The organism is Arthrobacter sp. OV608, assembly GCA_900110595.1.
GTDB lineage: Bacteria > Actinomycetota > Actinomycetes > Actinomycetales > Micrococcaceae > Arthrobacter.
Genome location: FOEZ01000012.1, coordinates 1 through 24776 on the forward strand (window position 1 = coordinate 1; position 24776 = coordinate 24776).

General features: G+C 66.8%; 25 protein-coding genes. 16 read left to right on the plus strand and 9 right to left on the minus strand.

All coding sequences use genetic code 11. The features are described from left to right. Positions 1-95: 95 nt before the first annotated feature. On the minus strand, positions 96-1085 hold the full coding sequence (locus BMX78_RS15255; RefSeq protein ID WP_091420861.1) for a hypothetical protein: 990 nt from the start codon (positions 1083-1085) through the stop codon (positions 96-98). A gap of 178 nt (positions 1086-1263) precedes the next feature. On the opposite strand from BMX78_RS15255, the gene BMX78_RS15260 reads away from it, so the two are divergent. Beyond that, positions 1264-1809, plus strand: coding sequence for a hypothetical protein (locus tag BMX78_RS15260; RefSeq protein WP_139204993.1), 546 nt, complete (start codon positions 1264-1266; stop codon positions 1807-1809). Between the two features lie 90 nt (positions 1810-1899). Here BMX78_RS15260 and BMX78_RS15265 read toward each other — a convergent pair whose 3' ends face one another. Continuing rightward, on the minus strand, positions 1900-2961 hold the full coding sequence (locus BMX78_RS15265; protein WP_091420866.1) for an NAD-dependent epimerase/dehydratase family protein: 1062 nt from the start codon (positions 2959-2961) through the stop codon (positions 1900-1902). Between the two features lie 146 nt (positions 2962-3107). Between BMX78_RS15265 and BMX78_RS15270 the strand changes: the two genes are divergently transcribed. The 11 genes from BMX78_RS15270 to BMX78_RS15320 all read left to right on the plus strand — a co-directional run bounded on the left by BMX78_RS15270 (position 3108) and on the right by BMX78_RS15320 (position 15132). Further along, on the plus strand, positions 3108-4061 hold the full coding sequence (locus tag BMX78_RS15270; protein ID WP_091420869.1) for a sigma-70 family RNA polymerase sigma factor: 954 nt from the start codon (positions 3108-3110) through the stop codon (positions 4059-4061). A gap of 127 nt (positions 4062-4188) precedes the next feature. Next, positions 4189-4725: a D-glycero-alpha-D-manno-heptose-1,7-bisphosphate 7-phosphatase gene (locus BMX78_RS15275; RefSeq protein ID WP_091420871.1), complete on the plus strand. Its 537-nt coding sequence runs from the start codon at positions 4189-4191 to the stop codon at positions 4723-4725. Beyond that, complete coding sequence (locus BMX78_RS15280) at positions 4725-5813, plus strand: glycosyltransferase family 9 protein (RefSeq protein ID WP_091420873.1); 1089 nt, start codon at positions 4725-4727, stop codon at positions 5811-5813. The genes BMX78_RS15275 and BMX78_RS15280 overlap by 1 nt, the downstream gene beginning before the upstream one ends. Further along, the gene (locus BMX78_RS15285; RefSeq protein ID WP_091420876.1) at positions 5810-6853 is read left to right on the plus strand and encodes a glycosyltransferase; all 1044 of its coding nucleotides are present in this window, start codon (positions 5810-5812) and stop codon (positions 6851-6853) included. Before BMX78_RS15280 ends, BMX78_RS15285 begins: the two co-directional genes overlap by 4 nt. Then, positions 6850-8103 carry a glycosyltransferase gene (locus BMX78_RS15290; protein WP_091420879.1) on the plus strand — a complete coding sequence of 418 codons (1254 nt, stop codon included), beginning with the start codon at positions 6850-6852 and terminating at the stop codon, positions 8101-8103. Before BMX78_RS15285 ends, BMX78_RS15290 begins: the two co-directional genes overlap by 4 nt. Then, positions 8100-8843, plus strand: coding sequence for a D-sedoheptulose-7-phosphate isomerase (locus BMX78_RS15295; RefSeq protein WP_286139054.1), 744 nt, complete (start codon positions 8100-8102; stop codon positions 8841-8843). The genes BMX78_RS15290 and BMX78_RS15295 overlap by 4 nt, the downstream gene beginning before the upstream one ends. After that, positions 8840-10267 carry a PfkB family carbohydrate kinase gene (locus BMX78_RS15300; protein WP_091420881.1) on the plus strand — a complete coding sequence of 476 codons (1428 nt, stop codon included), beginning with the start codon at positions 8840-8842 and terminating at the stop codon, positions 10265-10267. Before BMX78_RS15295 ends, BMX78_RS15300 begins: the two co-directional genes overlap by 4 nt. A gap of 58 nt (positions 10268-10325) precedes the next feature. Beyond that, the gene (locus BMX78_RS15305) at positions 10326-11027 is read left to right on the plus strand and encodes an SDR family oxidoreductase (protein WP_091420883.1); all 702 of its coding nucleotides are present in this window, start codon (positions 10326-10328) and stop codon (positions 11025-11027) included. A 41-nt stretch (positions 11028-11068) separates the two neighbouring features. After that, positions 11069-12607 carry an aldehyde dehydrogenase family protein gene (locus tag BMX78_RS15310; RefSeq protein ID WP_091420885.1) on the plus strand — a complete coding sequence of 513 codons (1539 nt, stop codon included), beginning with the start codon at positions 11069-11071 and terminating at the stop codon, positions 12605-12607. Beyond that, the gene (gene rfaE2, locus BMX78_RS15315; RefSeq protein WP_091420888.1) at positions 12604-14160 is read left to right on the plus strand and encodes a D-glycero-beta-D-manno-heptose 1-phosphate adenylyltransferase; all 1557 of its coding nucleotides are present in this window, start codon (positions 12604-12606) and stop codon (positions 14158-14160) included. The genes BMX78_RS15310 and rfaE2 overlap by 4 nt, the downstream gene beginning before the upstream one ends. Positions 14161-14220: 60 nt before the next feature. Then, positions 14221-15132 carry a spermidine synthase gene (locus BMX78_RS15320; RefSeq protein ID WP_091420890.1) on the plus strand — a complete coding sequence of 304 codons (912 nt, stop codon included), beginning with the start codon at positions 14221-14223 and terminating at the stop codon, positions 15130-15132. A gap of 47 nt (positions 15133-15179) precedes the next feature. Here BMX78_RS15320 and BMX78_RS15325 read toward each other — a convergent pair whose 3' ends face one another. Then, positions 15180-16088 (minus strand): LysR family transcriptional regulator, encoded by a 909-nt coding sequence (locus BMX78_RS15325; protein ID WP_091420892.1) that lies wholly within the window; start codon positions 16086-16088, stop codon positions 15180-15182. 132 nt (positions 16089-16220) lie between these two features. Here BMX78_RS15325 and BMX78_RS15330 point away from each other — a divergent pair, with 132 nt between their 5' ends. Beyond that, positions 16221-17603: an MFS transporter gene (locus tag BMX78_RS15330; protein ID WP_091420895.1), complete on the plus strand. Its 1383-nt coding sequence runs from the start codon at positions 16221-16223 to the stop codon at positions 17601-17603. 50 nt (positions 17604-17653) lie between these two features. Then, on the plus strand, positions 17654-18406 hold the full coding sequence (locus BMX78_RS15335) for a 3-hydroxybutyrate dehydrogenase (RefSeq protein WP_091421188.1): 753 nt from the start codon (positions 17654-17656) through the stop codon (positions 18404-18406). A gap of 59 nt (positions 18407-18465) precedes the next feature. On the opposite strand, the gene BMX78_RS15340 is transcribed toward BMX78_RS15335, so the two are convergent. After that, a complete protein-coding gene (locus BMX78_RS15340) occupies positions 18466-18729 on the minus strand; it encodes a hypothetical protein (protein WP_091420898.1) in 264 nt (87 codons plus the stop codon). Positions 18730-18945: 216 nt separating this feature from the next. Beyond that, positions 18946-19335 (minus strand): winged helix-turn-helix transcriptional regulator, encoded by a 390-nt coding sequence (locus tag BMX78_RS15345; RefSeq protein WP_091420900.1) that lies wholly within the window; start codon positions 19333-19335, stop codon positions 18946-18948. Between the two features lie 97 nt (positions 19336-19432). Here BMX78_RS15345 and BMX78_RS15350 point away from each other — a divergent pair, with 97 nt between their 5' ends. Then, positions 19433-20296: an SDR family oxidoreductase gene (locus BMX78_RS15350; RefSeq protein WP_091420902.1), complete on the plus strand. Its 864-nt coding sequence runs from the start codon at positions 19433-19435 to the stop codon at positions 20294-20296. 63 nt (positions 20297-20359) lie between these two features. Here BMX78_RS15350 and BMX78_RS15355 read toward each other — a convergent pair whose 3' ends face one another. After that, positions 20360-20995, minus strand: a complete 636-nt coding sequence (locus BMX78_RS15355) for a LysE family translocator (RefSeq protein ID WP_091420904.1) — start codon at positions 20993-20995, stop codon at positions 20360-20362. A 62-nt stretch (positions 20996-21057) separates the two neighbouring features. Further along, positions 21058-22563, minus strand: coding sequence for an amino acid permease (locus BMX78_RS15360; protein ID WP_170850839.1), 1506 nt, complete (start codon positions 22561-22563; stop codon positions 21058-21060). Positions 22564-22803: 240 nt separating this feature from the next. Between BMX78_RS15360 and BMX78_RS15365 the strand changes: the two genes are divergently transcribed. Next, positions 22804-23778, plus strand: coding sequence for an NAD(P)-dependent alcohol dehydrogenase (locus BMX78_RS15365; protein WP_353615447.1), 975 nt, complete (start codon positions 22804-22806; stop codon positions 23776-23778). A 74-nt stretch (positions 23779-23852) separates the two neighbouring features. Here BMX78_RS15365 and BMX78_RS15370 read toward each other — a convergent pair whose 3' ends face one another. Next, positions 23853-24065 (minus strand): helix-hairpin-helix domain-containing protein, encoded by a 213-nt coding sequence (locus BMX78_RS15370; RefSeq protein WP_091420909.1) that lies wholly within the window; start codon positions 24063-24065, stop codon positions 23853-23855. Continuing rightward, positions 24062-24634: a DinB family protein gene (locus tag BMX78_RS15375; RefSeq protein ID WP_091420911.1), complete on the minus strand. Its 573-nt coding sequence runs from the start codon at positions 24632-24634 to the stop codon at positions 24062-24064. Before BMX78_RS15375 ends, BMX78_RS15370 begins: the two co-directional genes overlap by 4 nt. Between the last annotated feature and the right edge of the window lie 142 nt (positions 24635-24776).

The following is a 24776-nucleotide window of genomic DNA, read 5'->3' on the forward strand; positions in this document are numbered from 1 at the left end:
GTCCCTGGTCACTTCACCGAGCAACTCACCCAACGACGCGTTATCCGCTTTCTGATGCGCCTCACTCGGCGGCATCTCCGGAATCTGGCTACTCATCACAGTCCACCAGACTGGCCGTCCCTGGAGCGGTCCCGGGTCAGGGGGTCTCCGGCCATGGGGTCATCGGCAAGGGTACGGTCGCCCAACGGGTCCTCGGCCGTCCGGTTGCCGGACCAGGGTTCTTCTTCCACCAGGTCAGGGCTGCCCAGGGGGCTGGCGGTGGACGCAGCTGTTGGATACATGGTGCCGGCAGCGACGTCGTCGTAGCCTGCAGTCGTGGTGGCCGGGCCCGGCTGCTGGACCGGGGGAGGCGGTACTGTTCCGCCGGTGGGGACGTAGCCCTCGCTGTACTGGTCGCTGTAAGTGCTGCCGTACTGGTCGCCGTAGGGGCTGGAGTACTGGCCCGAAAGTCCCCTGCTGCTGGTGCCGCTCTGGCTTCCGGTGGCGCCGGCGGTGAGGCTGCGGGTGAGCCGGCCTGCCAGGACGCCGGCGCCTGCTGCCAGCAGGAGGAAGGTGCCGGGGCGGTTGCGGGCGAATTTCTGGACTTCGCCGAGCAGGTCGCCCGGCTGCCTGTTTTCAAGCCAGGACGCCACCGATTCACTGCGCTGGGCAGCCTGCCGGATCAAATCACTGGCCATGCCCTGCTGATCGGGAGCGCTTGCCATGCTGTGCAACTGGCTGGAGATGGTGCGGATACCTTCTGCCGCCTTCTGCTGCTGCGTCCCGGCCTGGCTGGTCAGTCCGGACTTTGCCTGTGACAGCAGGTCCTGTGCGCTGTACTTCACCTCGGCGGCGACGTTGGCAGCTTCATCTTTGGCAGTGTGGGCGACATTTTGTGCTGAGCCCTTCGCCGTACGGGCTACATCTGCTGCTTCTTCTTTTGCCGCTTCCTTGCGGGACGTCCCAGCGGTGTCACCCGAGGGTACCTCGCCATATTGGGGCGTGGCGGCGGGCGGGAAAGTGGTGGCGCTTCGCTCGCCCGGGATTCCTGTGGAGGCCGGCGGAGCCGTGTAAGCGGGATCCTCGGGCCATTGGTTCTCTGTCATCTTCGCTCTCTCTTTCCAAGAAGGCCGGTTGTTGATCAAGAACCAGCGATACTGGCCCTAAAATAATAAGCATGATTACTAATAAAAGGTAAGTACGCTTGCTAAGCGAGTTATAAACGGTTCCAAAAAAATCAACCGGAATGGCCTCCGCCGGCCCGGTCACATCTAGGTGGAAGTGGTGGGTATTTTGGACATAGCTCCGTGGGTTTGGGTAGTAATTGCCATAGTTGTGGTGGTGCTGATTGTGCTGCTGCTGCTCGCAACAGGACGACGCCGGAAGGCGATCCAGCAAAAGCGGGACGACGCGCACCGCGAGAAGGCTGCGGAAATCCGACGCGAGGCCCAGGACAGGGAACTGGATGCCCGTGAGCGCGAGGCCAAGGCAACACGTGCCAGGGCGGATGCAGAACAGGCGCAGGTCGAAGCCGCACGCTTGCGCCAACAGGCGGACCAGCAGGCCACCGAGGCCAGGACGCTCCGTGACGACGTGGGCGAAAGGACCCGGAAAGCGGATGAGATTGACCCCGATGTCAAGGGAGACCGGGACCGTGATGGCGCCAACCGCGGTGCCGGCAACCGCACTCACGCGGCCCGCGACGCCGCTGATACTGCCCGTGAAGCGGGAGCCGGGAATGGGGCACGCGATGACCGCCGGCAAGGTGATGCCGGTCCGGGCCAGGGCGGCTCGCATGTAGACCGCGAAAATCCGCGTTCAGGCATTTAGGCCGCAAACGGGGCGGAATCCCATCCGGGTGCGGGACGCTGCCTGGCTCCTGGGTGGGACGCCTCGACTCGGTGGGACGCCTTGATTGGGTCAGGTGCCTTGACGGGGTGAGATGCCTTGACGAGGCGTCAGGACGGGGGAGGGAGCCACTCCTTCCCCCGTCCCGATGCCCTCCAGTATGTCCAGCACGGCCTCTATTGACGATTTTTTCGCTTCCCACCCCAGGATCCGGCGGGCACGGCTTGTGTCCATAACGGGCGCGCCTGCCGCCATCTCAACCCATCCGGAGTCCGTAGGCACGAGGTGGAGCCGCCAGGCGAGGCCCACGAGTTTATGGAGCAGTCCCATGGGAATGGGAAGAATTCTCCGCGCCTGGACGATCCGGGCAAGTTCCTCCGGCGTGAGCACTGGCTCCGCTGCGATGTTGAAAGCTCCGGATGCCCGCTGGTCGATAACCCGCCAGTAGGCCTCGGCGACGTCGTCTGCGTGGACGGCCTGGAAAATCAGGTCGTCCGGGGCGGGCAGTAGGGGAATCCAGGGCCTCCCCGGCAGGAGCCGGGGGATGATCGGCCCCAGGAAATACCTCCCGATCTCGCTCCCTGCGCCACGCTGGAAAATCAGTGCCGGCCTGAGCCTGGCCACGGCGATGCCCGGCTCCGCTGCCGCAAACCTGTCGAGGAGCTCTTCCTGGGCAGCCTTGTGCCGGCTGTAGTGCGAACCCGCCATGCCGGTCGCGGGCCACGATTCATCGGACCGGCGGTCCTTTGGCGCCTTGCTGTACGCGCCCACCGAGGACGCGCAGACCACCTGCTTGACTCCGCCCTTCCGCGCGGCTTCCAGGACGTTTGCCGTTCCGGTGACATTGGTCCGGTACAGCTGGTCCAGGTCCCTGTTCGGCTGGATTTGCCACGCCAGATGCACCACGCAATCAATGCCCGTCAGCGCGGATTCCAGCCGGGCGCGGTCGCTTTCCAGGCCAATATCGAGCGTGTGCCAGGCAACCGCAGCGTACGGGGCGCGGGATGTGTCCGGCAGGCGCCTGCTGATGCCTGTCAGCTCCAGGCTTCCCGGCCTGCTGGCGAGTTTCCCGTGCAGGGTGCGCAGCAGCGCGGTTCCTGCATTTCCGCTGGCTCCGGTGATGGCGATGCGCATGGCAAGGCTCCTTGGCAGAAGTGGGCAGTTTCGTCTTACATGCCGAGCCTAATGCTGCGAAGGATTGTTTTATAAGCAGCCTTATGATTTCCTACTGCTAAGTCTTGCCGCAGGCTTTCGGAACCAGACCGAGGGAACCAACGACAATGCCCGAATCTTTCGCCGCGCTTGCCGTGGATAATACGCCCGTCCAGGAGCCGTGCCTGGAACCACCAAGGGAAATCCGGCCCGCCAACAATCAGGGGCGGCTGCGGGAGACCTTCGAAAATGACCTGGTCCTGAGCTATCTGGACCTTGCCGAGGCCTTGGCCGCCCGTTTTGAAGCCCGGGGCCGGGAACGCGCCGACCTGAACCAGGTGGCCTACCTTGGACTGGTAAAGGCCGCCCGCGGCTTCGACCAGTCCAAGGGGGAAAGCTTCCCCGCCTATGCGGCACCCACTATCGCGGGGGAGTTGAAGAGATACCTGCGTGACCGTACGTGGGTGGTCCGGCCTCCGAGGCACATCCAGGACCTCCGCACCAGGATGTTCCGCGTGGAACCGGAGCTGGTCCAGGCGCTGGGCAGGAATCCCAGTGTGGAGGAGCTGGCAGCGGAGCTGGGGGCTGACGCCACCGAAGTCCGGGAAGCCATCTCGGCGTTGAGCAGCATGCACCCGGACTCACTGGACGCAGCCAACCCGCACAGCGACGCCCCGTCCATCGGCGACTTGCTCGCCTGCCCGGAAACGCCATTGGAACGGCTTGAAGACTTGGCCTGCCTTCGCGAGGCGATGCAGGACCTGGATGCCGCGGACCGGGAACTGCTGTACCGCCGCTATTTCTGTGAGGAAACCCAGGTCCAGTTGGGGAAGCGGCTGGGGATGTCGCAGATGCAGGTTTCCCGCCGGCTGGCCCGGGTGCTCGTGGAGCTCCAGCGCCGCCTGTTAAATAGCGGGCACGTGGCCGGCGTCCGGACGGAACCGAGTCGCTCCGCTGGCTCTGCCGGATCCTTCCGGTCCTCGGAGGGAACGACGGGCTCCGCAGCTCCTGGCTCAGTTTCCGGCAAAGTTCCATCCCGCCGGACTACCTCCAGGGCAGCATTCGGGGCTGGAAGCTGTTAGTTCCCAAGGCGTGCCGAAGGCGGCCCCGGCACCGGGGGAGCCCGGCGGAGTCCTATCTTGCCTGCTCAAAGGCGAGAAAAGCAGCAGCCCCTGTTTAGGAGCAGCAGCAGTGGGGAACGGAGTGTGTATGGGAAGCTCCGTAACCTCGAAGTTCCGTGCTGTCCTGTTCGACCGGGACGGGACCCTGGTAGTTGATGTGCCCTACAACGGGGATCCCGGCCGGGTCACGCCGATGCCGGGCGCGAAGGCCGTCCTGGACGCCCTGCGGGCCGATGGGGTCGCGATCGGGGTCGTCAGTAACCAGTCGGGAATCGCTCGCGGCCTGATTACCGCCGCCGATGTGGCCGGCGTCAATGCCAGGGTGGAGGAGCTGCTGGGGCCCTTTGATGTGTGGGAAATCTGCCCCCATGCGGAGCAGGACCTCTGCTCCTGCCGCAAGCCCGCACCGGGAATGGTGCACAGTGCCTGCCGCAAGCTTGGCATCCAGGAATCGGAGGCGGCGCTCATTGGCGATATCGGTGCCGACGTGCGCGCCGCCGAAGCCGCCGGAGCAACGGGCGTACTCGTTCCCACCCCCGTGACCCGGCTCGAGGAGGTGGCCGAGGCCCAGCTGGTGGCCCGGAACCTGGCCGAAGCCGTCTCACTGCTCGTGGGGCAGCCCTGATGGGCAGCGTCCTGGTGGCACGCCTGGACAGCATGGGTGATGTCCTGCTGGCCGGGCCCGCCGTGCGGGCAGTCGCCAACGGCCGGTTCCGGGACGGCAGCCGCCCGAACCAGGTGGTGATGCTGTGCGGACGGCAGGGCGAGGCGGCGGCGGCAATGCTGCCGGGCGTGGCCGAGGTCTACAGCTGGGACAGCCCGTGGATCATGAATCCCGCTCCCCGGATGACCGGCCCGCACGCAGACAGGCTCATCGAGTATGTCCGTAACTCCCGGATTAACGAGGCCGTCATCCTCACCTCCTTCCACCAGTCACCCCTGCCGCTGGCACTGCTGCTCCGGCTGGCAGGCGTGGAACGGATCACCGGGGCGTCCACCGATTACGCCGGCTCCCTGCTGGATGTACGGCTCAAGCCCGGCGAGGACTTTCCCGAAGACCAGCCCGAGGCCGAGCGCGCGCTGGGCATCGCCGAAGCGGGCGGGTTCCGGCTGCCTGCCGGAGACGACGGCAAGCTCCGCCTTGCATCGGTACCCGGCGTCCGGGACCTCGTGGGTGACGAACCCTACGTCGTGGTGCATCCCGGAGCCGCCGTCCCTGCCAGGGCGTGGCCGCCGCTGCACCATGCTGCCGCCGTCGAACTCCTGCAGGGCGCCGGGCACCGGGTGGTGGTGACCGGCGGCCCTGGAGAAACCTCGCTGACGGCGACAGTCGCCGGACCGTCCGCCCTCGACCTTGGCGGCCGCACGGACCTCCACACCCTGGCCGGGGTGATGTCCGGGGCCGACGCCGTGGTCACCGGCAACACCGGGCCGGCACACCTCGCCGCAGCCGTTGGCACTCCGGTGGCCTGCCTCTTTTCGCCGGTGGTACCGGCCATCCGGTGGGCGCCGTATGGAGTCCCGCTGGAGCTGCTCGGGGACCAGAACGCCGCCTGCCGGATGTCCCGCGCCCGGGTCTGCCCCGTGCCGGGCCACCCGTGCCTTGACTCGGTTTCGCCGGAGGAAGTGGTGGCGGCCGTGGAGCGCCTGATCGGCGGGGTGAGCTCCTTCAGTACCCACGTCAGTACCCGTAGAAAGGCCCGCAACAGATGAGAATCCTGCTCTGGCATGTCCACGGTTCATGGACGGACGCGTTTGTGCGTGGCCGTCACGAGTACCTGCTTCCTGTCCTGCCGGGGGGTGGTGCCTGGGGACTGGGCCGTGCCGGCAGGGACTGGCCGGCGTCGGTGCGGGAGGTGGATCCTGCCGCACTGGACGCGGACGCCGTTGACGCCGTCGTCCTGCAGCGCCCTGAGGAAATCGCAGAAGTTGCACGGCTGCTCGGCCGCAGGCCTGGAGTCGACCTGCCGGCCGTGTACGTGGAGCACAACACCCCCAAGGGCGATTTTCCGTTTACCCGGCATCCGCTTGCGGACCAGGACGCCATCCCCCTGGTGCACGTCACGCACTTCAACAAGCTGGCGTGGGATAACGGATCAGCGCGCAGCCTGGTCATCGAACACGGGATTCCAGACCCGGGGCAGCTCTACACCGGTGAGCTGCCGGAGCTGGGCGTGGTGGTGAATGAACCCATCCGCCGCGGCAGGGTCACCGGCACGGACCTCCTGCCCGCATTCGCTTCCGTTGCCCCGCTCCAGGTGTTCGGCATGAAGACCGATGGCCTGGCCGCTGCCGCCGGGATTGACGCCTCCCGGCTGACGGCCCGCGGCGACCTCCAGACCCGCGAGCTGCACCGGGAGCTGGCCCGCTGCCGTGTCTATGTACACCCCATGCGCTGGACCTCCCTGGGATTGTCCCTGCTGGAAGCCATGCACCTGGGCATGCCGGTGGTTGCGCTGGCCACCACCGAAGCGTCGCGGGCCGTGCCGCCGGAGGCTGGCATCGTCTCCGCCGATATCGACGAGCTGCTCCGCTGCGCGCAGCGGCTCGTTGCCAATCCGGATGAAGCCCGACGGCGGGGCGTCGCCGCCCGTGAGGCGGCACTGGAACGCTACAGCCTGGGCAGGTTCCAGGACCGCTGGGATGAGCTCCTCGCGGACCTGAGCGGGGGGACCCTGCACCCGCTTACCGCCAGCAACGACGGCCTGGACGAGAAGATCCTTGTCCCGGCGCGAGAGAGGAAGACCCCATGAAGATCTCGATGATTTCCGAGCACGCCAGTCCGCTGGCGGCGCTGGGCGGGGTGGACGCCGGCGGGCAGAACGTGCACGTTGCCGCGTTGTCCGAAGCACTTGCCAAGCGCGGCCACCACGTCACTGTCTACACCCGCCGGGACGCAACGGAGCTTCCGGAAAGGGTCCGTGTGGGGCGCCGGTTCGAAGTGGTCCACGTGGACGCCGGACCTGCCCGGCACGTCCCCAAGGATGAGCTGCTGCCCTACATGGGCGAGCTTGCCGACGGCGTGGCGCGGGATTGGAGCCAGCGTCCTCCTGATGTGGTGCACGGCCACTTCTGGATGTCCGGCCTGGCAGCCCTGGACGCCGCCCGCCGGCCGGAGCAGGGTTACCGGGTTCCCGTCATCCAGACCTTCCACGCCCTGGGCACGGTCAAGCGGCGGCACCAGGGCGCGGAGGACACCAGCCCGGCCGAACGCCGCTGGCTCGAACCCGGAGTTGGACGGTCCGTGGACCGGATCGTTGCCACCTGCTCCGACGAAGTTTTTGAACTCAAAGCCATGGGCATCAACACTGCAAAGATTTCGATTGCCCCCTGCGGGGTGGACCTGGGCTTCTTTTCCACAGACGGCCCGGCGGCCGCCAGGCAGCGCAAGCACCGCATCCTCTCCGTGGGCCGACTGGTGCCGCGCAAGGGCGTGGACCTGGTGATCCGTGCGCTGCCGTACCTCAAGGACGCGGGTTTTGACGACGTCGAACTCCTGATTGTGGGCGGCGGCGCAGAATCAGGAGTGCTGCACGCCGATCCCGAAGTCCGCCGGCTGCTGGAACTTGCCGGGGAACTCGGCGTTGCGGACCACGTGAACCTGCAGGGCCAGGTGTCCCGCGGCGAGATGCCCGGCATCTTCCGCAGTGCCGATGCAGTGGTGTGCGCGCCCTGGTACGAGCCTTTCGGCATCGTCCCGCTCGAGGCCATGGCCTGCGGCGTCCCTGTAGTTGCTGCTGCTGTGGGCGGACTCAGGGACACAGTGGTTGACCACGGGACCGGGCTGCACGTGCCGCCGCGGGACCCGGAGGCCATCGCGTCAGCGCTGGCGCTGTTGCTGGAGAACCCCGCCCTGCGGACGGAGCTTGGGGATGCAGGAAAGCGGCGCGCACGGGCCAGGTACTCCTGGGACCGGGTGGCAGCCGAAACCGAAAAGGCCTATCAGCTGGCGGTGGCCGGGGCTGCCCCCGGCGTCGTCCCGATGGAAGGAGCGGCACTGTGACTGCGGAATGGTCCCTTCGTGAAGCCGACCTGCCGGTCCTGGCACGGCCGGCCCCGCGGCCCGCGGTGCTGCCCGGTGCCACTTTTGTGGATCCGGACAGCGCGGAGGCGGTGCGCGCGCACCTGGACAACGTGGTGCCGGCCCTCGATTCGCTGCGGAGCCAATCCGGCCGCCTGGCCGCTTGGGGAGTGGAGCTCGCCCAGCGCCTGCTCCGCGGCCAGCGGCTTCTCGCCGCCGGAAACGGCGGATCGGCTGCCGAGGCCCAGCACCTCACGGCGGAGCTGGTGGGAAGGTTCGACGGCGAGCGGGTGCCCTTCTCTGCCATCTCGCTCCACGCGGAGTCCTCGGCCATGACCGCCATCGCCAACGATTACGGGTACGACGACGTTTTCGCCCGCCAGGTGCGGGCCCACGGCAGGTCCGGCGACGTGCTGATGCTGCTGTCAACCAGCGGCAAGAGTCCCAACCTGCTGCGGGCCGCCGAAGCAGCGTCGCGCCTGAACATCACCACCTGGGCGCTTACGGGCACCGGTCCCAATCCGTTGTCTGAGGCCTGTGACGAGGCGGTCATGATTGACGCGCTCAACGCCAACGCCCAGGAGGGGCATCTGATCGCCCTGCATGCCATCTGCCGCGCCTTTGACCTCGAGGTGGGCCGGCGCGGGTCCGCTGATCCGCTGGCTTTGACAAACCTTGGTGTGCAAAACCAGGGGCTGCAGAAGCGCGGTGGTGTGGCATGAGGATCGTGGTGGTGGGCGATGTGATGCTGGACGTGGACCTGTCCGGTGAAGCCACGCGGCTAAGCCCCGATGCACCCGTGCCCGTGGTGGACGTGTCCGGCGTCAAGCGCCGCGCCGGGGGAGCAGGCCTGGTGGCCCGGATGCTTGCGCAGGACAACTGGCCTGTCACGCTGGTGACGGTTTTGGGCGATGACGACGCCGGCAGGCAGCTTCAAGGGCAGCTCGCCGGAGTGCGGCTCGTGTCCGGTCCCAGCGGTTATGCCTCGCCGGTCAAAACCCGCGTCCGGGCAGGATCGCACCCAGTGGTCCGTTTTGACCAGGGGTGTGGAAAGACTCCCGTCCCGGAGGTCAGCGCGGCCATGCTCCGTGCGGTGGAGAAGGCCGGTGTGATCATCGTGGCCGATTACGGCCGTGGCCTTGCGGCGAACCCTCAAATAAGGGAGCTCCTGGCCCGGTTGGCGGATGAGGTTCCCATCGTTTGGGACCCGCACCCGGCCGGGCCGGACCCGGTGCCCGGCGTCGCCGTCGTCACGCCAAACCTGGCTGAAGCCCAGAAGGCCGTGCAGTCGCGCGGCCGGAAGGAAGACCGGCAGGAAACACCGCAGGAGCCGGCAGCTGTCCGGCTGTCTGCTGCACCGGATCCCGGTAGCGATCCTGCCGCGGAGGCAGGCACTGTCCTGTTGGAGGAATGGGGCAGCCAGGCGGTCCTCGTGACCAAGGGAGAGCACGGTGCTGTCCTGTGCCGGCCCGGCCGCAGCCCGGAACCCGTTCCCGCCCCGAGGGTGGAAGCCGGTGATCCCTGCGGGGCCGGCGACCGGCTTGCCGCCAGCCTTGCCGTGCACCTCCTGGCCGGCCGCGGGCTCGACGAAGCCGCGGTGCTCGCAGTCCATGATGCTGCCGACTTCCTGGCCAACGGCGGGGTATCCGCCCTTCCGGATGCCGGGGAGCCCGTGGAAGTCCGGCCCCGCATCAGCGACCCGCTGCTGCTGGCCCGCGCCGTGCGGGAAAGCGGCGGCAAGGTGGTGGCCACCGGCGGGTGCTTCGACCTGCTGCATGCCGGGCATGTCCGGTCCCTGGCAGCTGCCCGCGAACTCGGGGACTGCCTGATCGTGTGCCTGAACTCGGACGATTCCGTGCGGCGGCTGAAGGGGCCGGAGCGGCCCATCATCGGCCAGCACGACCGCGCCGAGCTGCTCCTCGCGATGGAATGCGTGGACGCCGTGATGGTCTTCGACGAAGACACTCCGGAGGCCGCCCTGGAACGCCTCCGCCCGGACATCTGGGTCAAAGGCGGCGACTACAAGGGCGCCAGCCTGCCCGAGGCCCCCTTGGTGGAGAGCTGGGGCGGACGCTGCCTGACGGTCCCGTACCACCCTGCACGGTCCACCACCGGCCTGGCCGATGCCCTCGCCAAAGTGAGCTGACCGCTAAAAGTCAGCTGATTGCACCAAAGAGTTTGAATTCCCAATCGAAAGGAACACCATGACTGCCGATGTGAAATCACCCGGACGTGTACTTGTGACCGGAGGCGCCTCCGGACTGGGAGCCGCCGTCGTCGACGCTGTCCTGAAGGCAGGCGGCACCCCCGTGGTGCTGGACCGCGACATCAGCAACGTGTCCGCCGTCAAGGCATTCGAAGTGGACGTCGCGGACCGCCTGGCAGTGGAGGCCGCCGTCAAGGAAGCCGCCGAAACACTGGGCGGGCTCGAAGCCGTGGTGACGGCCGCCGGCATCGACCGGTGCGGCAAGCTGGCCGACGTTGAGGCCACGGAATGGGAAAAAGTGATCGGGGTCAACCTGATGGGTACCGTCTCCGTGGTGCGGGCGGCCCTGCCCTACCTCAAGTCCTCCCACGGCCGGGTGGTGACTGTCGCCTCCACGCTGGGCAAGCGTGCCGTGGCCGATGCCACCGCCTATTGCGCGTCCAAGTTCGGCGTGGTGGGCTTCAGCCACGCGCTCGCAGCGGAGACCGGCGGTGAGATCGGCGTGACCACCATGATTCCCGGCGGCATGAAGACGCGCTTCTTCGACGACCGGACCGAGCAGTACAAGCCGCAGGACGATTCACGGCTCAACGATCCCAACAACGTGGCGCAGGCGATCCTCTTTGCGTTGTCCCAGCCCGCTGGCTGCGAGGTCCGCGAAATGCTGATCTGCCATGAAGAAGAGGGCTCCTGGCCCTAAACGCCAAGACGACCCACGCCGGAACCGACGGGAGGAACATCATGCCCAGCATCGCCACAGACACCACTGCACAAGATTCCACCGCACAGGACGCCACCGCTCAGGACTCCACTGTGCAGGACAAAACTGCACAACCGGAAGCAACTGACAGCAACGGCATCACCATCCTGAACCCCAGGACCGGTGACGTCCTGTGGACCGTGCCGGAAGCGGAACCGGCCGCAGTGACCCATGCCGTGGAAGTGGCACGGAGGGCTTCAGCTGAGTGGGCCTCCACTGCTCCGGGGGAACGCGGCGCCGCCCTCCGGAAGGCGGCGAAAGCACTTGAAGCAGCCGCGCAGGAACTGGCCGAACTCAACTTCAGCGAAACGGGCCGGCCGGTGGAGGAGGCGCTCGCCGGCATCGGCGCAGGGGTTTCCACCCTGGAGCAGCACGCGGAACTGGGACCCGTCCACCGTGGCCACAGCCTGCTCGGCAACCGGCTCGCTGCCGACTATACGGTGGCCGAGCCGCGCGGCGTGGCTGCCCTCCTGACACCGTGGAATGATCCGGTGGCGGTGGCGTGCGGCCTGATCGGGGCTGCACTGGTGACCGGCAACACCGCTGTGCACAAGCCGAGCGAGCGCTGCCCGCGGCTGGGCGAGGCGCTGGGCGAAGTCCTGGCTCCGGCCTTTCCGCCCGGCGTGTTCCAGACGGTGTCCGGCGGTGCGGACGTCGGGGCACTCCTGACGCAGTCCGGGGTGGACGTCATCGCGCATGTCGGCTCCAGCGCGGCCGGTGCGCGGATCGCCAGGGCCGGCGTGCTGACCGGCGCCCATGTGATCCGGGAGAACGGCGGCAACGATCCGCTGCTGGTGGACCGCGACGTGGACCCCGTGTGGGCAGCCGGGCAGGCCGCAATCGGCGCCTTCAGTAACAGCGGGCAGATCTGCGTGGCTGTGGAGCGGATCTACGTGCATCAGGAGATCGCAGCGGAGTTCTGCGCTGCCCTGGAAACGGAAGCGGCCCTGCGCAACAACAACGGGAGCGTAGCCCCGCTGGTGGATCTGCGAATGCGGGACGAGGTCCACGCCCAGGTGGCCGACGCGATGCGGCAGGGCGCACGGGCGGTGGAGGGCGGCACCCTTCCCGACGGACCGGGCTCCTTCTACCCGGCCACCGTCCTGCTGGACTGCACCGACAATATGCAGATCATGACTGAGGAAACCTTCGGGCCTGTTGCCCCGGTGCAGGTGGTGGAATCGTTCGACGACGGGCTGCGGCTCGCGTGCAGCGGCAAGTACGGCCTCGCCGCCACAGTCCTGAGCGGCAACATCGCCCACATCCAGCAGGCAGTGGCCGCGCTCCCGGTAGGCACGGTAAAGATCAACGAAGTGTTCGGCGGCGCCCCGGGCGGTGCGGCCCAGCCTCGCGGCGAAAGCGGTGCCGGCTTCGGCTACGGCCCGGAGCTGCTGGACGAATTCAGCCGGGTGAAAGTGGTGCACATAGCGGCGCCGCCGGAATCAACAAAGGACAATTCGGGCGCTGCTCCTGATAGCCCGGGCTCCGAATCCTCAGCCGATGAACAGGACAAGTCATGAGCCTGCACCCCGAGAACCTGCCGGTGGACCCTGCCGTGGCGGACTTGTCCACGCAGCGGGCGCTGTCCGAGTGGCTGCCCGGCCGGCTGGCAGCGGAGCAGCCGGCCGTCCTGGTGATCGGCGACCTGATGCTGGATGGCTGGTGGAGCGGCAGCATCGAGCGGCTGTGCCGTGAGGCCCCCGCCCCGGTGGTGGACCTCCAGGTCCGGGAGTCCGTCCCCGGCGGGGCAGCAAATACGGCCATGAACCTGGCTGCCCTCGGAGCCAGGGTTTCGGTGGCAGGCATCGTCGGAACCGATGATGCCGGCGAGGACCTGCGCAGCCAGCTCGTCGCGGCCGGCATCGACGTGACCCACCTCCACAGCCATCCGGACATGGTGACCACCACCAAGATCCGGATCAGCAGCGGCGGCCAGGTGATGCTCCGCCTCGACGACTCCGCCAAGGCGGTGCCGGCCGAGGCGCTGGAGACGCTGGCAGCTTCGGTGCGTGCCGCCGTCGAACGCCAGGACGCGGTGCTGGTGTGCGACTACGGCAAGGGTGTGCTTGCCGGGCCCGTCCACAAAGGTTTGATCGATGCGCTGGGGGAGACGCCCGTTCCACTGGGGGAACGCCCGCTGCTGGTGGTCGACTCCCATGATCCCCGCCCATGGGCACCACTGCGCCCGGACCTGGTGACGCCCAACGCGCAGGAAGCCGCCCGGATGCTGGACCTGCGGCTTCCGGACGGCCAGGACCGGGTCGAAGCTGTCAGCGCGCACTCGGAGGAGTTGCTGGCAGCCACCGGTGCGGCCGCCGTGGTGGTCACCCTGGACCGGGACGGCACCGTGCTGTTGAGGCCCGACGGCGTCACGCACCGTACGTGGGCGCGGCCGGCCGCCGAGAAGCAGGCGTCCGGTGCCGGGGATACGTTCGTTGCGGCGCTGACGCTTGCGCGCGCGGCCGGGTTGCCGCTGACGGCCAGCCTGGACCTTGCCCAGTCGGCCGCGGACGTGGTGGTGCACCAGCCGGGAACCTCCGTCTGCAGTACGGGCCAGCTCAGCCGGTACCTGAAGGCGTTTGCTGACACTGCCCTTGGTGCCGACGAACTGGAACGGCAGCTGGAGCTGCACCGGTCGCAGGGCCAGAGGATTGTGCTCACTAACGGCTGCTTCGACGTGCTGCACAGCGGCCACACCCGTTACCTCAACCAGGCCAAGCAGCTTGGCGACGTCCTGGTGGTGGCGCTGAACAGCGACGATTCCGTACGGAAACTCAAGGGTGCCGGCCGCCCCATCAACTCCATGGCGGACCGTGCGGCGGTGGTGGCGGCCTTGAGCTGCGTGGACTACGTGACAGTGTTTGACACCCCCACGGCGGCACCGCTCATCCGGCAGCTCCGGCCCGAGGTGTACGCGAAGGGCGGGGACTACAGTCCGGAAATGCTGGCCGAGACGCCCGCCGTGGAGGAATACGGCGGCAGGGTGGCCATCCTTGACTACGTGGCTGAGCGGTCCACCACTGCCGTGGTGAAACGGATCCGGGAGGGCGAGGGGGCCGTGCCCGGCAACTAAGGTGCCAGCTGTATCGAGCGGCAACTAAGGTTGAACCATGACTGAAGCGCGGCACGGGTAATGGCTAAACGCGGAAGGTCAGGGGGCCGGAACGGCATGCGTGCGGTAGCCGGGGTGGTTGACGTGCCCGCGGGTTCCCGCCAGAGCGGACCTGTTGAAGGTGTGTATTACATCGACACCGGGGACTGCGAGCTGATCGCGGACCAGGACAACTCCACCGGCTGGCTCCTGAAGATCAACGGCGTCATGAGCTCCCACATCGACCTGGCGGACCCGCTGTTCCTGGACTTCGAGTACATGCGCTGGATGTCCGCGCTGATCGAGTCGCGCTGGCCGCCGTCGGGCGTTTCCGGCACGCAGCAGAAGCTGCGCGGCCTGCACCTGGGCGGCGGGGCCTGCTCCCTGGCCCGCTACTTCCATGCCGTGTACCCGGACGCGCGGCAGGTAGTGGTGGAGCTGGACGGCAAGCTCGCGGAGTACGTGCGCAACTGGTTCGACCTCCCCAAGGCACCGCTGCTGCGCCTGCGGGTGGGGGAGGCCCGCGAGGTCACCGAAACCCTGACCGCCGAAACCCGGGACTTCATCATCCGGGACGTTTTTGCCGGCGCCTTCACCCCACGGGCGCTGACCACGGCCGAGTTCACCGACCATGCCAAACGCGTGCTGGCGCCGGGCGGACTCTACGTGGTGAACTCCGGCGATGCGCCGGACCTCAAGAACGCCCGCGAGGACGCCGCCACCATCGCGGCCGCCTTCAAATACACGGTGATCATCGCGGACCCCGCCATGCTCAAGGGCCGCCGCTACGGAAACATGGTGATGGCCGGCAGCGACGTCCCCTTTGGCGACGACCCCAAGCTGCACCGCCGGCTCCTGGGCGGAGCCGTCCCGGCCCACCTCTGGGACGACGACCAGGTCCGGGCGTTCGCGGCGGGCTCCCCAGTCCGCCACGACCCGGTTGCCGGTGATTGAGCCGTCAACCGGTGATTGAGCTTGTCGAAATCCAGGTTTCTGCAGCCTCAACCAGCGGAGTTGCCCTTGCCCAGCAGCCAGTCCCGGTGCTCCGCCATCTGCTCGCGGAGCGCCTGGACTACGGCGGCCACGGCCGGGCGGCGCAGTGAGTCCGGCCGCAGCACCATCCAGTACGGCAATAGTTCGGCGATTTCGGCGGGCAGCAGGCGCACCAGGTCCCCGTGAAGATCGCCCATAAAGCAGGGCAGGAAACCAATCCCGGCACCGGCGCGGGTTGCTTCCACGTGAACAAAAACGTTGGTGGAGGTCAGGCCGTCGCGCATGGCGGGCACCAGCCGGCGGGGCGCATCCAGGTCGTCCACTTGCAGCATGGAGTCCACAAAGTAGACCAGCGGGTGCTCGTTGAGTTCGGCCACGGTGGCCGGGGTTCCGTGTTCGGCCAGGTAGGCCCGGGAGGCGTACATTCCCAGCATGTAGTCGCCCAGCCGCACCGCCTCGGCCCGGTGCACCTGGGGTTCGCCCACCACCACTTCGATGTCCAGGCCTGAGCGCTGCTGCAGCGCCCGCCGGGTCATGGTCACCACCTCCACGCTGAGGCCAGGGTGGCCACGCCGGAGCCGGGCTACAGCCGGGGCGGCAATGTAGGCGCTGAACCCGTCCGTGGCGGTCATACGCACGACGCCGGTAATCGGGTCGGGTGCCTCGCCTTCTGCTCCCAGCGTGCCCACCACCGCTTCCACCTGTTCGGCCACCTGGACCGCCTGGGCGCCGAGGTCCGTCAGCTCCCAGCCGCCGGTGGCCCGTGCAAGGACGCGGCCGCCGAGCGCCTTCTCCAACGCGGCTATCCTGCGTGAGACGGTGGTGTGGTTGAGGCCCAGGGCCTGCGCCGCCGTCGTAAATTTCGCGGAGCGGGACACCGCCAAAAGGACCAGCAAATCATCAGGGTTGGCTTTCATATCTGCAATTCTGCACATACTTGGTGCCGGTTTGGCTATTGAAGCTGTTTGTTTGTGCAGCAATACTCAGGGGAGCCATTCAGGTGCTGGAGATCACAGCACGTGTCACCGAAGACACTTAGGAGAAACCCCATGAGCGTTGAACAACGCCCGGCGGACAATACTGCCGGACCTGCATCCAAAGGATCCGGACTAAAGAAAATCGTGGCCGCCTCAATGGTGGGCACGGTAGTGGAGTGGTACGAGTTCTTCCTCTACGCCACCGCCGCCACCCTGGTGTTCGGCAAGTACTTCTTCCCGGCCACCGGGAACGAACTGGACGGCATTATCCAGGCCTTCCTTACCTACGCCGTCGGCTTCGTGGCGCGGCCCCTGGGTGGGATTGTGTTCGGCCAGATTGGCGACAAACTGGGCCGCAAGCCCACGCTGCAGCTCACCATTGTGATTGTGGGTGTGGCAACGTTCCTGATGGGCTGCCTGCCCGGCTTCGCCGATATCGGCTACCTCGCACCGGCCCTGCTCGTGGCACTGCGCTTCATCCAGGGCTTTGCCCTCGGCGGCGAATGGGGCGGAGCGGTGCTGCTGGTGGCCGAGCACAGCCCCAACAAGTCACGCGCCTTCTGGTCCAGCTGGCCGCAGGCCGCCGTGCCGGTGGGCAACCTGCTGGCCACCCTGGTGCTGTTCATCATGTCCACAACCCTCAGCAGCGAGGCGTTCCTTGGCTGGGGCTGGCGCGTGGCGTTCTGGCTGTCCGCCGTGATCGTGTTCGTTGGCTACTACATCCGCACCCACGTCACCGAAGCCCCCATCTTCCTGGAGGCCAAGGCGCTGGTGGAGAAGGAACAGGCCGTCAGCTACGGCGTGTCCGAAGTGGTCCGCAAGTACCCCAAGGGCATCTTCCAGGCCATGGGCCTGCGCTTCGCCGAAAACATCATGTACTACCTGGTGGTCAGCTTCGCGATCGTCTACCTCAAGACCGTCCACAAGTACGACACCTCCTCGCTCCTGCTGGCCCTCCTGATCGCCCACGTCATCCACTTCCTGGTGATACCGCAGGTGGGGCGCCTGGCGGACAAATTCGGACGCAAGCCCGTGTACCTGTTCGGCGCGGTGTCCGGCGCGGCCTGGCCGTTCTTCGCCTTCCCCATGTTTGATACCCGCAGCCCCGTTGTGATCGTGGCGGCCGTGACCATCGGGCTCTGCCTCCACGCCTTCATGTACGCCGGCCAGCCGGCCATCATGGCCGAACTGTTCCCCACCCGCATGCGCTACTCCGGCGTCTCGCTCGGCTCCCAGGTGACCTCCATCTTCGCCGGCTCGCTCGCACCGCTGCTTGCCACCCAGTGGCTGAAGGACACCGGGTCCTGGGTGCCCACCGCCATCTACCTGGTGGTGGCCTGCGCCATCACCGCGGTGGCAGTGCTGAGCCTGCGGGAAACCAAGGGCATCGCCCTGGAGGAAGTGGACAAGGCCGACGCCGCCCGCGAAGGCCTGCTCCCCGCCAGGACCCGCTAAGCTGCCTGGGCAGCTGGAGACTTCCGATGGACAATCGCAAGGGAACTGCAATGGATAACAACACGTTGAATGGCCGCAAGGCCCTGGTCACCGGGGGAGCCAGCGGAATCGGCGCCGCGTGCGTCCGCGAGCTTGCCGCACGCGGGGCGAAAGTGGTGGTGGCCGACGTCGATGCCGCCGGAGCCGCCGCGCTCGCCGACGAGGTGGGCGGCACCTCCTGGACTGTTGACCTGCTGGACGTGGACTCGCTCGCCACCCTGAGCCTGGACTGCGACATCCTGGTGAACAACGCCGGGATCCAGCGCATCAGCCCCATTGAGGAGTTTGATCCCGTGCAGTTCCGCCGGATCATCGCCCTGATGCTGGAGGCTCCGTTCCTGCTGATTCGGGCGGCCCTGCCGCACATGTACAGCAACGGCTTCGGGCGGATCATCAACCTGTCCTCGGTGCACGGGATCCGGGCCTCTCCTTTCAAGAGCGCATACGTTGCCGCCAAGCACGGCCTGGAAGGGTTGAGCAAGGTGACGGCGCTCGAAGGCGGCGAGCACGGAGTCACGTCCAACTGCATCAACCCCGGCTACGTCCGGACGGCGCTGGTGGAGAAGCAGATTGCGGACCAGGCCCAGGTACACGGCATCCCCGAATCCGAGGTGCTGGCCAAAGTGATGCTCACCGAGTCTGCCATCAAGCGCCTGGTGGAGCCCGAGGAGGTTGCGTCCCTGGTGGCCTGGCTTGCTTCCGGCCACGCCGGCATGGTTACCGGCGCCAGTTACACGATGGACGGCGGCTGGTCGGCCCGGTAGCATCCGCCGGCGGGCAACACCCGCCGGCAGCCACACCTCGGCAATACCTCAGCGGCAGCTCAGTCCAGCTGCCGCACTTGGCGGTGATCGTAGAACACCACTCCGTGGGCGGTTTTCACGCCCACGGAGTTGCGTTGCCGGAGCACCACGATTCCCTCGCGCCGGCCGCTAAAGGGATCATCCCCCACCACTGCATCGCCGATCTTGAACGGGGACCGCGGGGTGAGGGCGGTCCTTGCCCGGTCCCACGCTTTTACCGCGGCAGTAGCAAGGCTGATGGGCTGGCCCATGCCGGCCGGGTCGGGGACATAAGTTTTCACCATACGTACCAACTCCTCGCGGGCGGCAGCGAAGCCACCCACTGGCGGTGCAGGTAACCGGAACGCTCCCAGCAGAGGGCGGCCCTCCCATTCCGGTTGGCACCTTACGCTAAAGCTATGCGCTATTCACACCAGTCACACCAGTAACATGTACCCGCTTTTTCCAGGCGGGACTACTTGCTTGGGTTCTCCCGCCGGGCACCAGCGGATCGTGCCCGGTCAGCGCGGGCCGTTGACTATTTCTTCCGCGTTCTCGAATGCCCACGCCACCAGCGGAACCAGCAGTGCGCTCAGTTCGTAGCCGCGCTCGGTCAGGCTGTAATCCACCCGCGGCGGAATGACGGGCTGCGCTTTCCGGCTGACCAGGCCGTCACGCTCGAGCGTCTTGAGGGTCTGCGCCAGCATCTTCTCGCTGATGCCCTCGGCCCGCCGCCGCAGCTCACTCCACCGCTGCTCACCCTCGGACAACGCCAGCAGGATCAGTACGCCCCATTTGCTGGTGATATGGTCCAGGACCGTCCGGCTGGGGCACCCGGCCGGGAACACGCCGTCGGCAAGCGCCACGGGAAGGGGTGCGGAAAGGGCAGTAGCGGAGGTACTTACTTCCATACCAGTACCTTACCTGAAAGTGCGTACTCTCTTTCGGGAAGTATCGGGAAGGTGTCGTGGTTGTGCTCCATGAACAACCCCAACGGAAGGAAATTTCATGAGCATCGTCGTCACCGGCGCAACCGGCAAACTGGGCCGCCACGTAGTCGAGGCACTGCTGGAGCGCAATGTTCCCGCGCAGGAGATCGTGGCCACCGGGCGCTCCCTTGAAAAGCTCGCAGACTTCGCGGAGCGCGGTGTCCAGGTAAAGGGCATGGATTACGCTAATCCCGCCTCCGTGGCCCAGGCCCTGAAGGGTGCCTCCAAGGTCCTCCTCATTTCCGGCAGCGAGGTGGGCCAGCGGGTGGAGCAACACCGCACTGTGATTGAAGCCGCAAAGGCCGAAGGTGTTGAACTGCTTGCCTACACCAGCATCGCCAACGCGGACACCACGTCAATGAAGCTGGCCGGCGAGCACCAGGCCACGGAAGCCATCCTGCGGGAATCCGGTGTTCCTTTTGTCCTCCTGCGTAACGGCTGGTACCTGGAGAACTACACCGAGCAGCTGCCCGGCACGCTTGCCCAGGGTGCCATCGCCGGAAGTGCAGGCGAAGGCCGCGTCAGTGCAGCGTCGCGCGCGGACTATGCCCACGCGGCTGCCGCCGTTCTGGTTGCCGATGACCAGGCAGGCAAGATCTACGAACTCGGTGGCGACGAGCCGTTCACCATGGCTGAGCTGGCCGCCGAGATCACCGCTGCCGCAGGAAAGCATGTCGCCTACCAGGACCTCCCGGCCCAGGAATATGCCGGAATGCTGGCCGGTTTCGGCGTGCCGGAGGCATTCGCGGATATCCTCGCCGATTCCGATCTCGGGATTGCCCGGGGCGACCTCCTGGTCAGCACCGGGGACCTGCGCACGCTGATCGGCCGCCCGACGACGTCCCTGGGCGAAGCTGTGCGGGCCGCCGCTGCGACTGCCTAGGTTGCAGCTTCGCTGATTGCCATTTTCTGATTGCCCGGCCTTCCGGGCCGGGCAATCAGGAAATCAGGACTTGGTCCCTGTCAGCGCGAGGGTGCCGCCAAGGCCAATCATCAGCGCCCCGCCGGTTGCCTCCATGGCGGAAATCCGGCGGGGCGAGCGGGCAAACCAGTGCCGGGCCGATCCTGCGGCAATGGCCCAGAGGCTGTCTGACACCAGTGCTATCAGTACAAACAGCACCCCGAGCAGCGCCAGTTGGAATGCGATGGCCCCGGACGAGTAATCCACAAACTGCGGCAGGACAGCTACGAAGAACACCACGGATTTGGGGTTGCTGGCGCCTACGGCCAGGCCGTCGGCCACCAGGCGTAGCGGCCGCGGGTCCATGGGCCGGCTCTCGGCGGAGGGGTGCTCCCGCCTGTGCCGGATAGCTTTAATGCCCAGGTAGACCAGGTAGGCGGCACCAGCCAGTTTCACCACACTGAACAGGATCACCGACTGCGCCACCACAATTCCCACGCCCAACGCCACCGCTGCCACTTGCACCAGCTGCCCGGTGGCATTGCCCAGCACGGTGAGGACGCCGCTCTTCCAGCCGAGGGCAAGGGAACGGCCGATCACGAACAGGACGCTGGGCCCCGGCACGGCGATAAGGATTACGGCGGCAAGGGCAAAGGCAAGCAGGTTGGACAGTGGAACCATGCCTGAGTTTAGCCCCGGCAGGGTGCGCCAGGCATCGCCTGGCGCTGCCTGGTCCTGTGTGCTCAGCCGCGGCTGCGGTCGGCGGCGACTTCGGCTGGAGCAACCACAGGCAGCGGTGACGTTTCGTCCACTAGCTCGGCCCGCCGTCGTCCGTCACCTTTGATCCACAAACGGTACGCGAGGATGAGGAGCACCAGCCAGGCTCCGCCAACATACAAGGCGATCCGGGTGTCCTCGAAGGCGCCGAGGACGGCGATCACCAGCGCCATAAAGGCAATGGTGAGGATCGACGCGGCAGGCCACCACGGCGAAGGGAATTCCGACGCCGGCAGGCCGCTTCGCGCGATTTCCCGCTTCATGGCCACATGGGAAGCAAGGATCATCACCCAGACCCAGACGGTGGCGAACGTCGCGATGGATGCGATGAGGATAAAGACGTCCTCGGGGATGACGGCGTTCAGGACCACACCCACCAGGAGGATCGCGGCCATCATCACCACCGTCATCCAAGGCACCCCGTGCCGGGACACCTTGCCGAAGGCGGCCGGGGCGTGGCCTTGGCGGGAGAGGCCGAAGAGGATGCGGCCGGCGCCAAAGATGTCGCTGTTAATGGCGGAGAGCGCGGCCGTGATCACCACGGCGTTCAGGATGTGCGGGGCCGCGGGGATGCCCAGGCCGCTGAAGATCTGGACGAAGGGGCTGCCGTTGCTGCCGATCTCGTTCCACGGAAAGAGGCTCATGAGCACGCCCAGGGTGAGGACGTAGAACAGCAGGACGCGCACGGGGACGGTGTTGACCGCCTTGGGGATGACCTTTTTCGGGTCGGCCGCCTCGCCGGCCGTGATGCCGAGGGTCTCGATCCCGCCGAAGGCGAACATCACCACGGCGAAGGAGGCGAGGAGCCCTTCGAAGCCGAACGGGAAGAACCCGCCGTGCTCCACGAGGTTGCCCAGGCCGGGAGCGACAGTGGATGCCTCGGCCTGGAAGCCGAACACGATGATGGCTGCGCCGCCGGCGATCATGGCGATGATGGCCGCCACCTTGATGAGCGAGAACCAGAACTCCAGTTCGCCGAAGACCTTGACGCTGAGCAGGTTCAGGGCGGCCAGGAAGAAGATGATGGCAAGGATCCAGATCCAGCGCTCCACTTGTGGAAACCAGAAGCCCATGTAGATGCTGAAGGCCGTGACGTCCGCGATGGCCACGATGGCCATTTCGAAGACATAGGTCCAGCCGGTCACAAAGCCCGCCAGCGGGCCCAGGTAGCGGCTGGCGTACTGGCCGAATGAGCCGGAAACCGGGTGCCGGACGGCCATTTCGCCGAGGGCGCGCATCACCATGAACACGGCTGCGCCGCCGATGATGTAGGCCAGCAGGACGGCGGGGCCGGCCTTTTGGATTGCGGAGGCCGACCCGTAGAAGAGGCCCGTGCCGATCGCCGAACCCAGGGCCATGAACCGGATATGGCGCACGTTCAGCCCGCGGTTCAGGACGCTTCCGACGGCGGCTGTTGCGGTTTGTTGTGCGGCCGGACTTTCGTTCCGGGTTGGGCTTGGTGCTTGTTGCATACAAATACCTTCTCGTCTTTGGGAGGTGGGCCGGTAACCAGCAGACCACTTCCGCGGGCGACGTGATGAGCCTCACGGGGGCTTGGTGTCTTTCATTTCAGATTGGACGGTGGACCGCTGCGTTTTCGGTTCTGAGGGGTGCCCTTGACTCGACTCCGGCTTTTCCTTACCTTGAGGGGCCGCCGGTAACCGGACGGATGAGGTTGTTGTGCCCCCGTACCACCAGCCCGAAGGAGTTCGATGATGAAAGCAATCGTTCAGGACGTTTATGGATCGGCGGACGTGCTCGAACTGCGGGACATCGCCAAGCCCGGGCCCGGCAACGGCCAGGTGTTGATCCGGGTGCGGGCGGGCGGCGTCGACCAGGGCGTCTGGCACCTGATGACCGGGCTGCCGTATCTGGTCCGGCTCTTTGGCTATGGGCTGAAGAATCCGAAGGTTCCGGTCCGGGGCCGGGAAGTGGCCGGCGTGGTGGAGGCGGTAGGGCCCGGAACGACACGTTTTGCTGCAGGGGACGAGGTGTTTGGCACCTGCGACGGGTCCTTTGCCGAGTACGTCTGTGCCAAGGAGGACAAGCTGGCCCGAAAACCTGCGAGCCTCTCTTTCGAAGAAGCCGCGGCTTCGCCGATCTCAGGCGTCACTGCCCTGCAGGCTGTCCGCGACGCCGGCCAGGTCACTGTCGGCAAGAAGGTGCTGATCCTTGGCGCGGGCGGGGGAGTGGGGTCCTTCGCGGTCCAGCTGGCCAAAGCCTTCGGAGCGGAGGTGACAGGGGTATGCAGCACCGGCAAGGTTGACCTGGTCCGTTCCCTTGGGGCGGATGCCGTCATTGACTACAGGACGACCAATATTGCGGGCGCCGGCACGCTGTACGACGTCATCCTGGACACGGCCGGCAACCGGCCGCTGTCACTCCTGCGCCGGCTGCTCGTACCCAAGGGCACGCTGGTGATCATCGGCGGCGAAGGTGGCGGAAAACTGACCGGCGGGTTTCAGCGGTCCCTGGTTGCGCCACTGGTCGGCTTGTTTTCCGGCCGGAAGCTCAAGGGGCTTGTCGCCAAGGAAACGGACCTGGATCTCGAGGCCCTTGCGTCGATGATTGAGGCCGGAAGCGTCAAACCTGTGGTGGATAAGGTCTTTCCCCTTGCCGAAGCGCCGGCCGCCATCCAGTACCTCCGCGAGGGGCGGGCGCGCGGCAAGGTTGTCGTCAGTGTCTGAGCAGGTCAGCTTATCCACATAGGCGCGAAGGCAGGATGATCCCGGCCCCCTCATCATCCAGGACTACCGCCACGTCAGGCCGCGAAGGTGAGCCCCCGTTCGGCGGCGGCTGCCTCGAGGATCCGGACGGCCTTCGGGCCGATGCCGTGCATGGCCAGCAGTTCCCGCCGGCCCAGTGAGGCCACCGCGGCCAGGGAAGTGATGCCGGCCTGGAGCAGGGCGCTGTTGGCGGGCCGGCCAAGCGGTGGCAGATCCCCAACCTGCGCAGGAACGTCGCTGGTGCTCATGCCTGCCTCGCCGCAGATTCTATGGCGGCACGGTGGGCAGCCCATTCTTCAGGGCTTCGCCTGGTGAGGTTCGGATCGCCGGGGCGCTGCCCGGCACTGCCGTCGATGAGTTCGCGCAGGATGTCTGCGTGGCCCAGGTGATGGGAGCGTTCGGCAACCATATGGACCAGTATCTGGTGCAGGGTGACGTTGCGCCGCTCTTCCGGCCACCACGGGACCACGCCAGGGGCGTCAGCGGGCAATGCCTCGATGGTCGCGTCGCTATGTGCGGCGGCGAAGTGGTGCAGCTCGACGATGTCCTCGCGGGACTCGGCCGCGGTCGCCCACATGTCCGCGTCCGGGACTGCGCCGTCGTCCAGCCAGGGAAGGTGCCGCCCGCTGGGGCGCCCAAACACCACCCCGAAATAGTCCACCTCCACGCTGGCCACATGTTTGACCAGGCCCAGCAGGTTGGTTCCGGTAGGTGTAAGCGGCCGGCGGACGTCGTACTCGCTGAGGCCGTCCAGTTTGCCGAGCAGGTCGTCCCGCCTGGCCCGAAGATAACGGTGAAGCGTCTCTTTTTCGTCCATAGCGGGACTCTACCGAACCGCGAGCCAGCCTTGGCCGGCGCAGAAGCGGGGCAGCATGCTCACGCCTGTCTCGTATCGCAGACAGCAGGCGTGTTTTCATGAGGCTTGCAAGCCGGAGGAGGGCGCAAGCTTAAGTACGGGA

Coding starts and splice junctions, on each gene's coding strand:
- BMX78_RS15255 (WP_091420861.1), bottom strand. CDS start 1,085: ATGACAGAGAACCAATGGCCCGAGGATCCCGCTTACACGGCTCCGCCG.
- BMX78_RS15265 (WP_091420866.1), bottom strand. CDS start 2,961: ATGCGCATCGCCATCACCGGAGCCAGCGGAAATGCAGGAACCGCGCTG.
- BMX78_RS15270 (WP_091420869.1), top strand. CDS start 3,108: ATGCCCGAATCTTTCGCCGCGCTTGCCGTGGATAATACGCCCGTCCAG.
- BMX78_RS15275 (WP_091420871.1), top strand. CDS start 4,189: ATGGGAAGCTCCGTAACCTCGAAGTTCCGTGCTGTCCTGTTCGACCGG.
- BMX78_RS15280 (WP_091420873.1), top strand. CDS start 4,725: ATGGGCAGCGTCCTGGTGGCACGCCTGGACAGCATGGGTGATGTCCTG.
- BMX78_RS15285 (WP_091420876.1), top strand. CDS start 5,810: ATGAGAATCCTGCTCTGGCATGTCCACGGTTCATGGACGGACGCGTTT.
- BMX78_RS15290 (WP_091420879.1), top strand. CDS start 6,850: ATGAAGATCTCGATGATTTCCGAGCACGCCAGTCCGCTGGCGGCGCTG.
- BMX78_RS15300 (WP_091420881.1), top strand. CDS start 8,840: ATGAGGATCGTGGTGGTGGGCGATGTGATGCTGGACGTGGACCTGTCC.
- BMX78_RS15305 (WP_091420883.1), top strand. CDS start 10,326: ATGACTGCCGATGTGAAATCACCCGGACGTGTACTTGTGACCGGAGGC.
- BMX78_RS15310 (WP_091420885.1), top strand. CDS start 11,069: ATGCCCAGCATCGCCACAGACACCACTGCACAAGATTCCACCGCACAG.
- rfaE2 (WP_091420888.1), top strand. CDS start 12,604: ATGAGCCTGCACCCCGAGAACCTGCCGGTGGACCCTGCCGTGGCGGAC.
- BMX78_RS15320 (WP_091420890.1), top strand. CDS start 14,221: ATGGCTAAACGCGGAAGGTCAGGGGGCCGGAACGGCATGCGTGCGGTA.
- BMX78_RS15325 (WP_091420892.1), bottom strand. CDS start 16,088: ATGAAAGCCAACCCTGATGATTTGCTGGTCCTTTTGGCGGTGTCCCGC.
- BMX78_RS15330 (WP_091420895.1), top strand. CDS start 16,221: ATGAGCGTTGAACAACGCCCGGCGGACAATACTGCCGGACCTGCATCC.
- BMX78_RS15335 (WP_091421188.1), top strand. CDS start 17,654: ATGGATAACAACACGTTGAATGGCCGCAAGGCCCTGGTCACCGGGGGA.
- BMX78_RS15340 (WP_091420898.1), bottom strand. CDS start 18,729: ATGGTGAAAACTTATGTCCCCGACCCGGCCGGCATGGGCCAGCCCATC.
- BMX78_RS15345 (WP_091420900.1), bottom strand. CDS start 19,335: ATGGAAGTAAGTACCTCCGCTACTGCCCTTTCCGCACCCCTTCCCGTG.
- BMX78_RS15350 (WP_091420902.1), top strand. CDS start 19,433: ATGAGCATCGTCGTCACCGGCGCAACCGGCAAACTGGGCCGCCACGTA.
- BMX78_RS15355 (WP_091420904.1), bottom strand. CDS start 20,995: ATGGTTCCACTGTCCAACCTGCTTGCCTTTGCCCTTGCCGCCGTAATC.
- BMX78_RS15360 (WP_170850839.1), bottom strand. CDS start 22,563: ATGCAACAAGCACCAAGCCCAACCCGGAACGAAAGTCCGGCCGCACAA.
- BMX78_RS15365 (WP_353615447.1), top strand. CDS start 22,804: ATGATGAAAGCAATCGTTCAGGACGTTTATGGATCGGCGGACGTGCTC.
- BMX78_RS15370 (WP_091420909.1), bottom strand. CDS start 24,065: ATGAGCACCAGCGACGTTCCTGCGCAGGTTGGGGATCTGCCACCGCTT.
- BMX78_RS15375 (WP_091420911.1), bottom strand. CDS start 24,634: ATGGACGAAAAAGAGACGCTTCACCGTTATCTTCGGGCCAGGCGGGAC.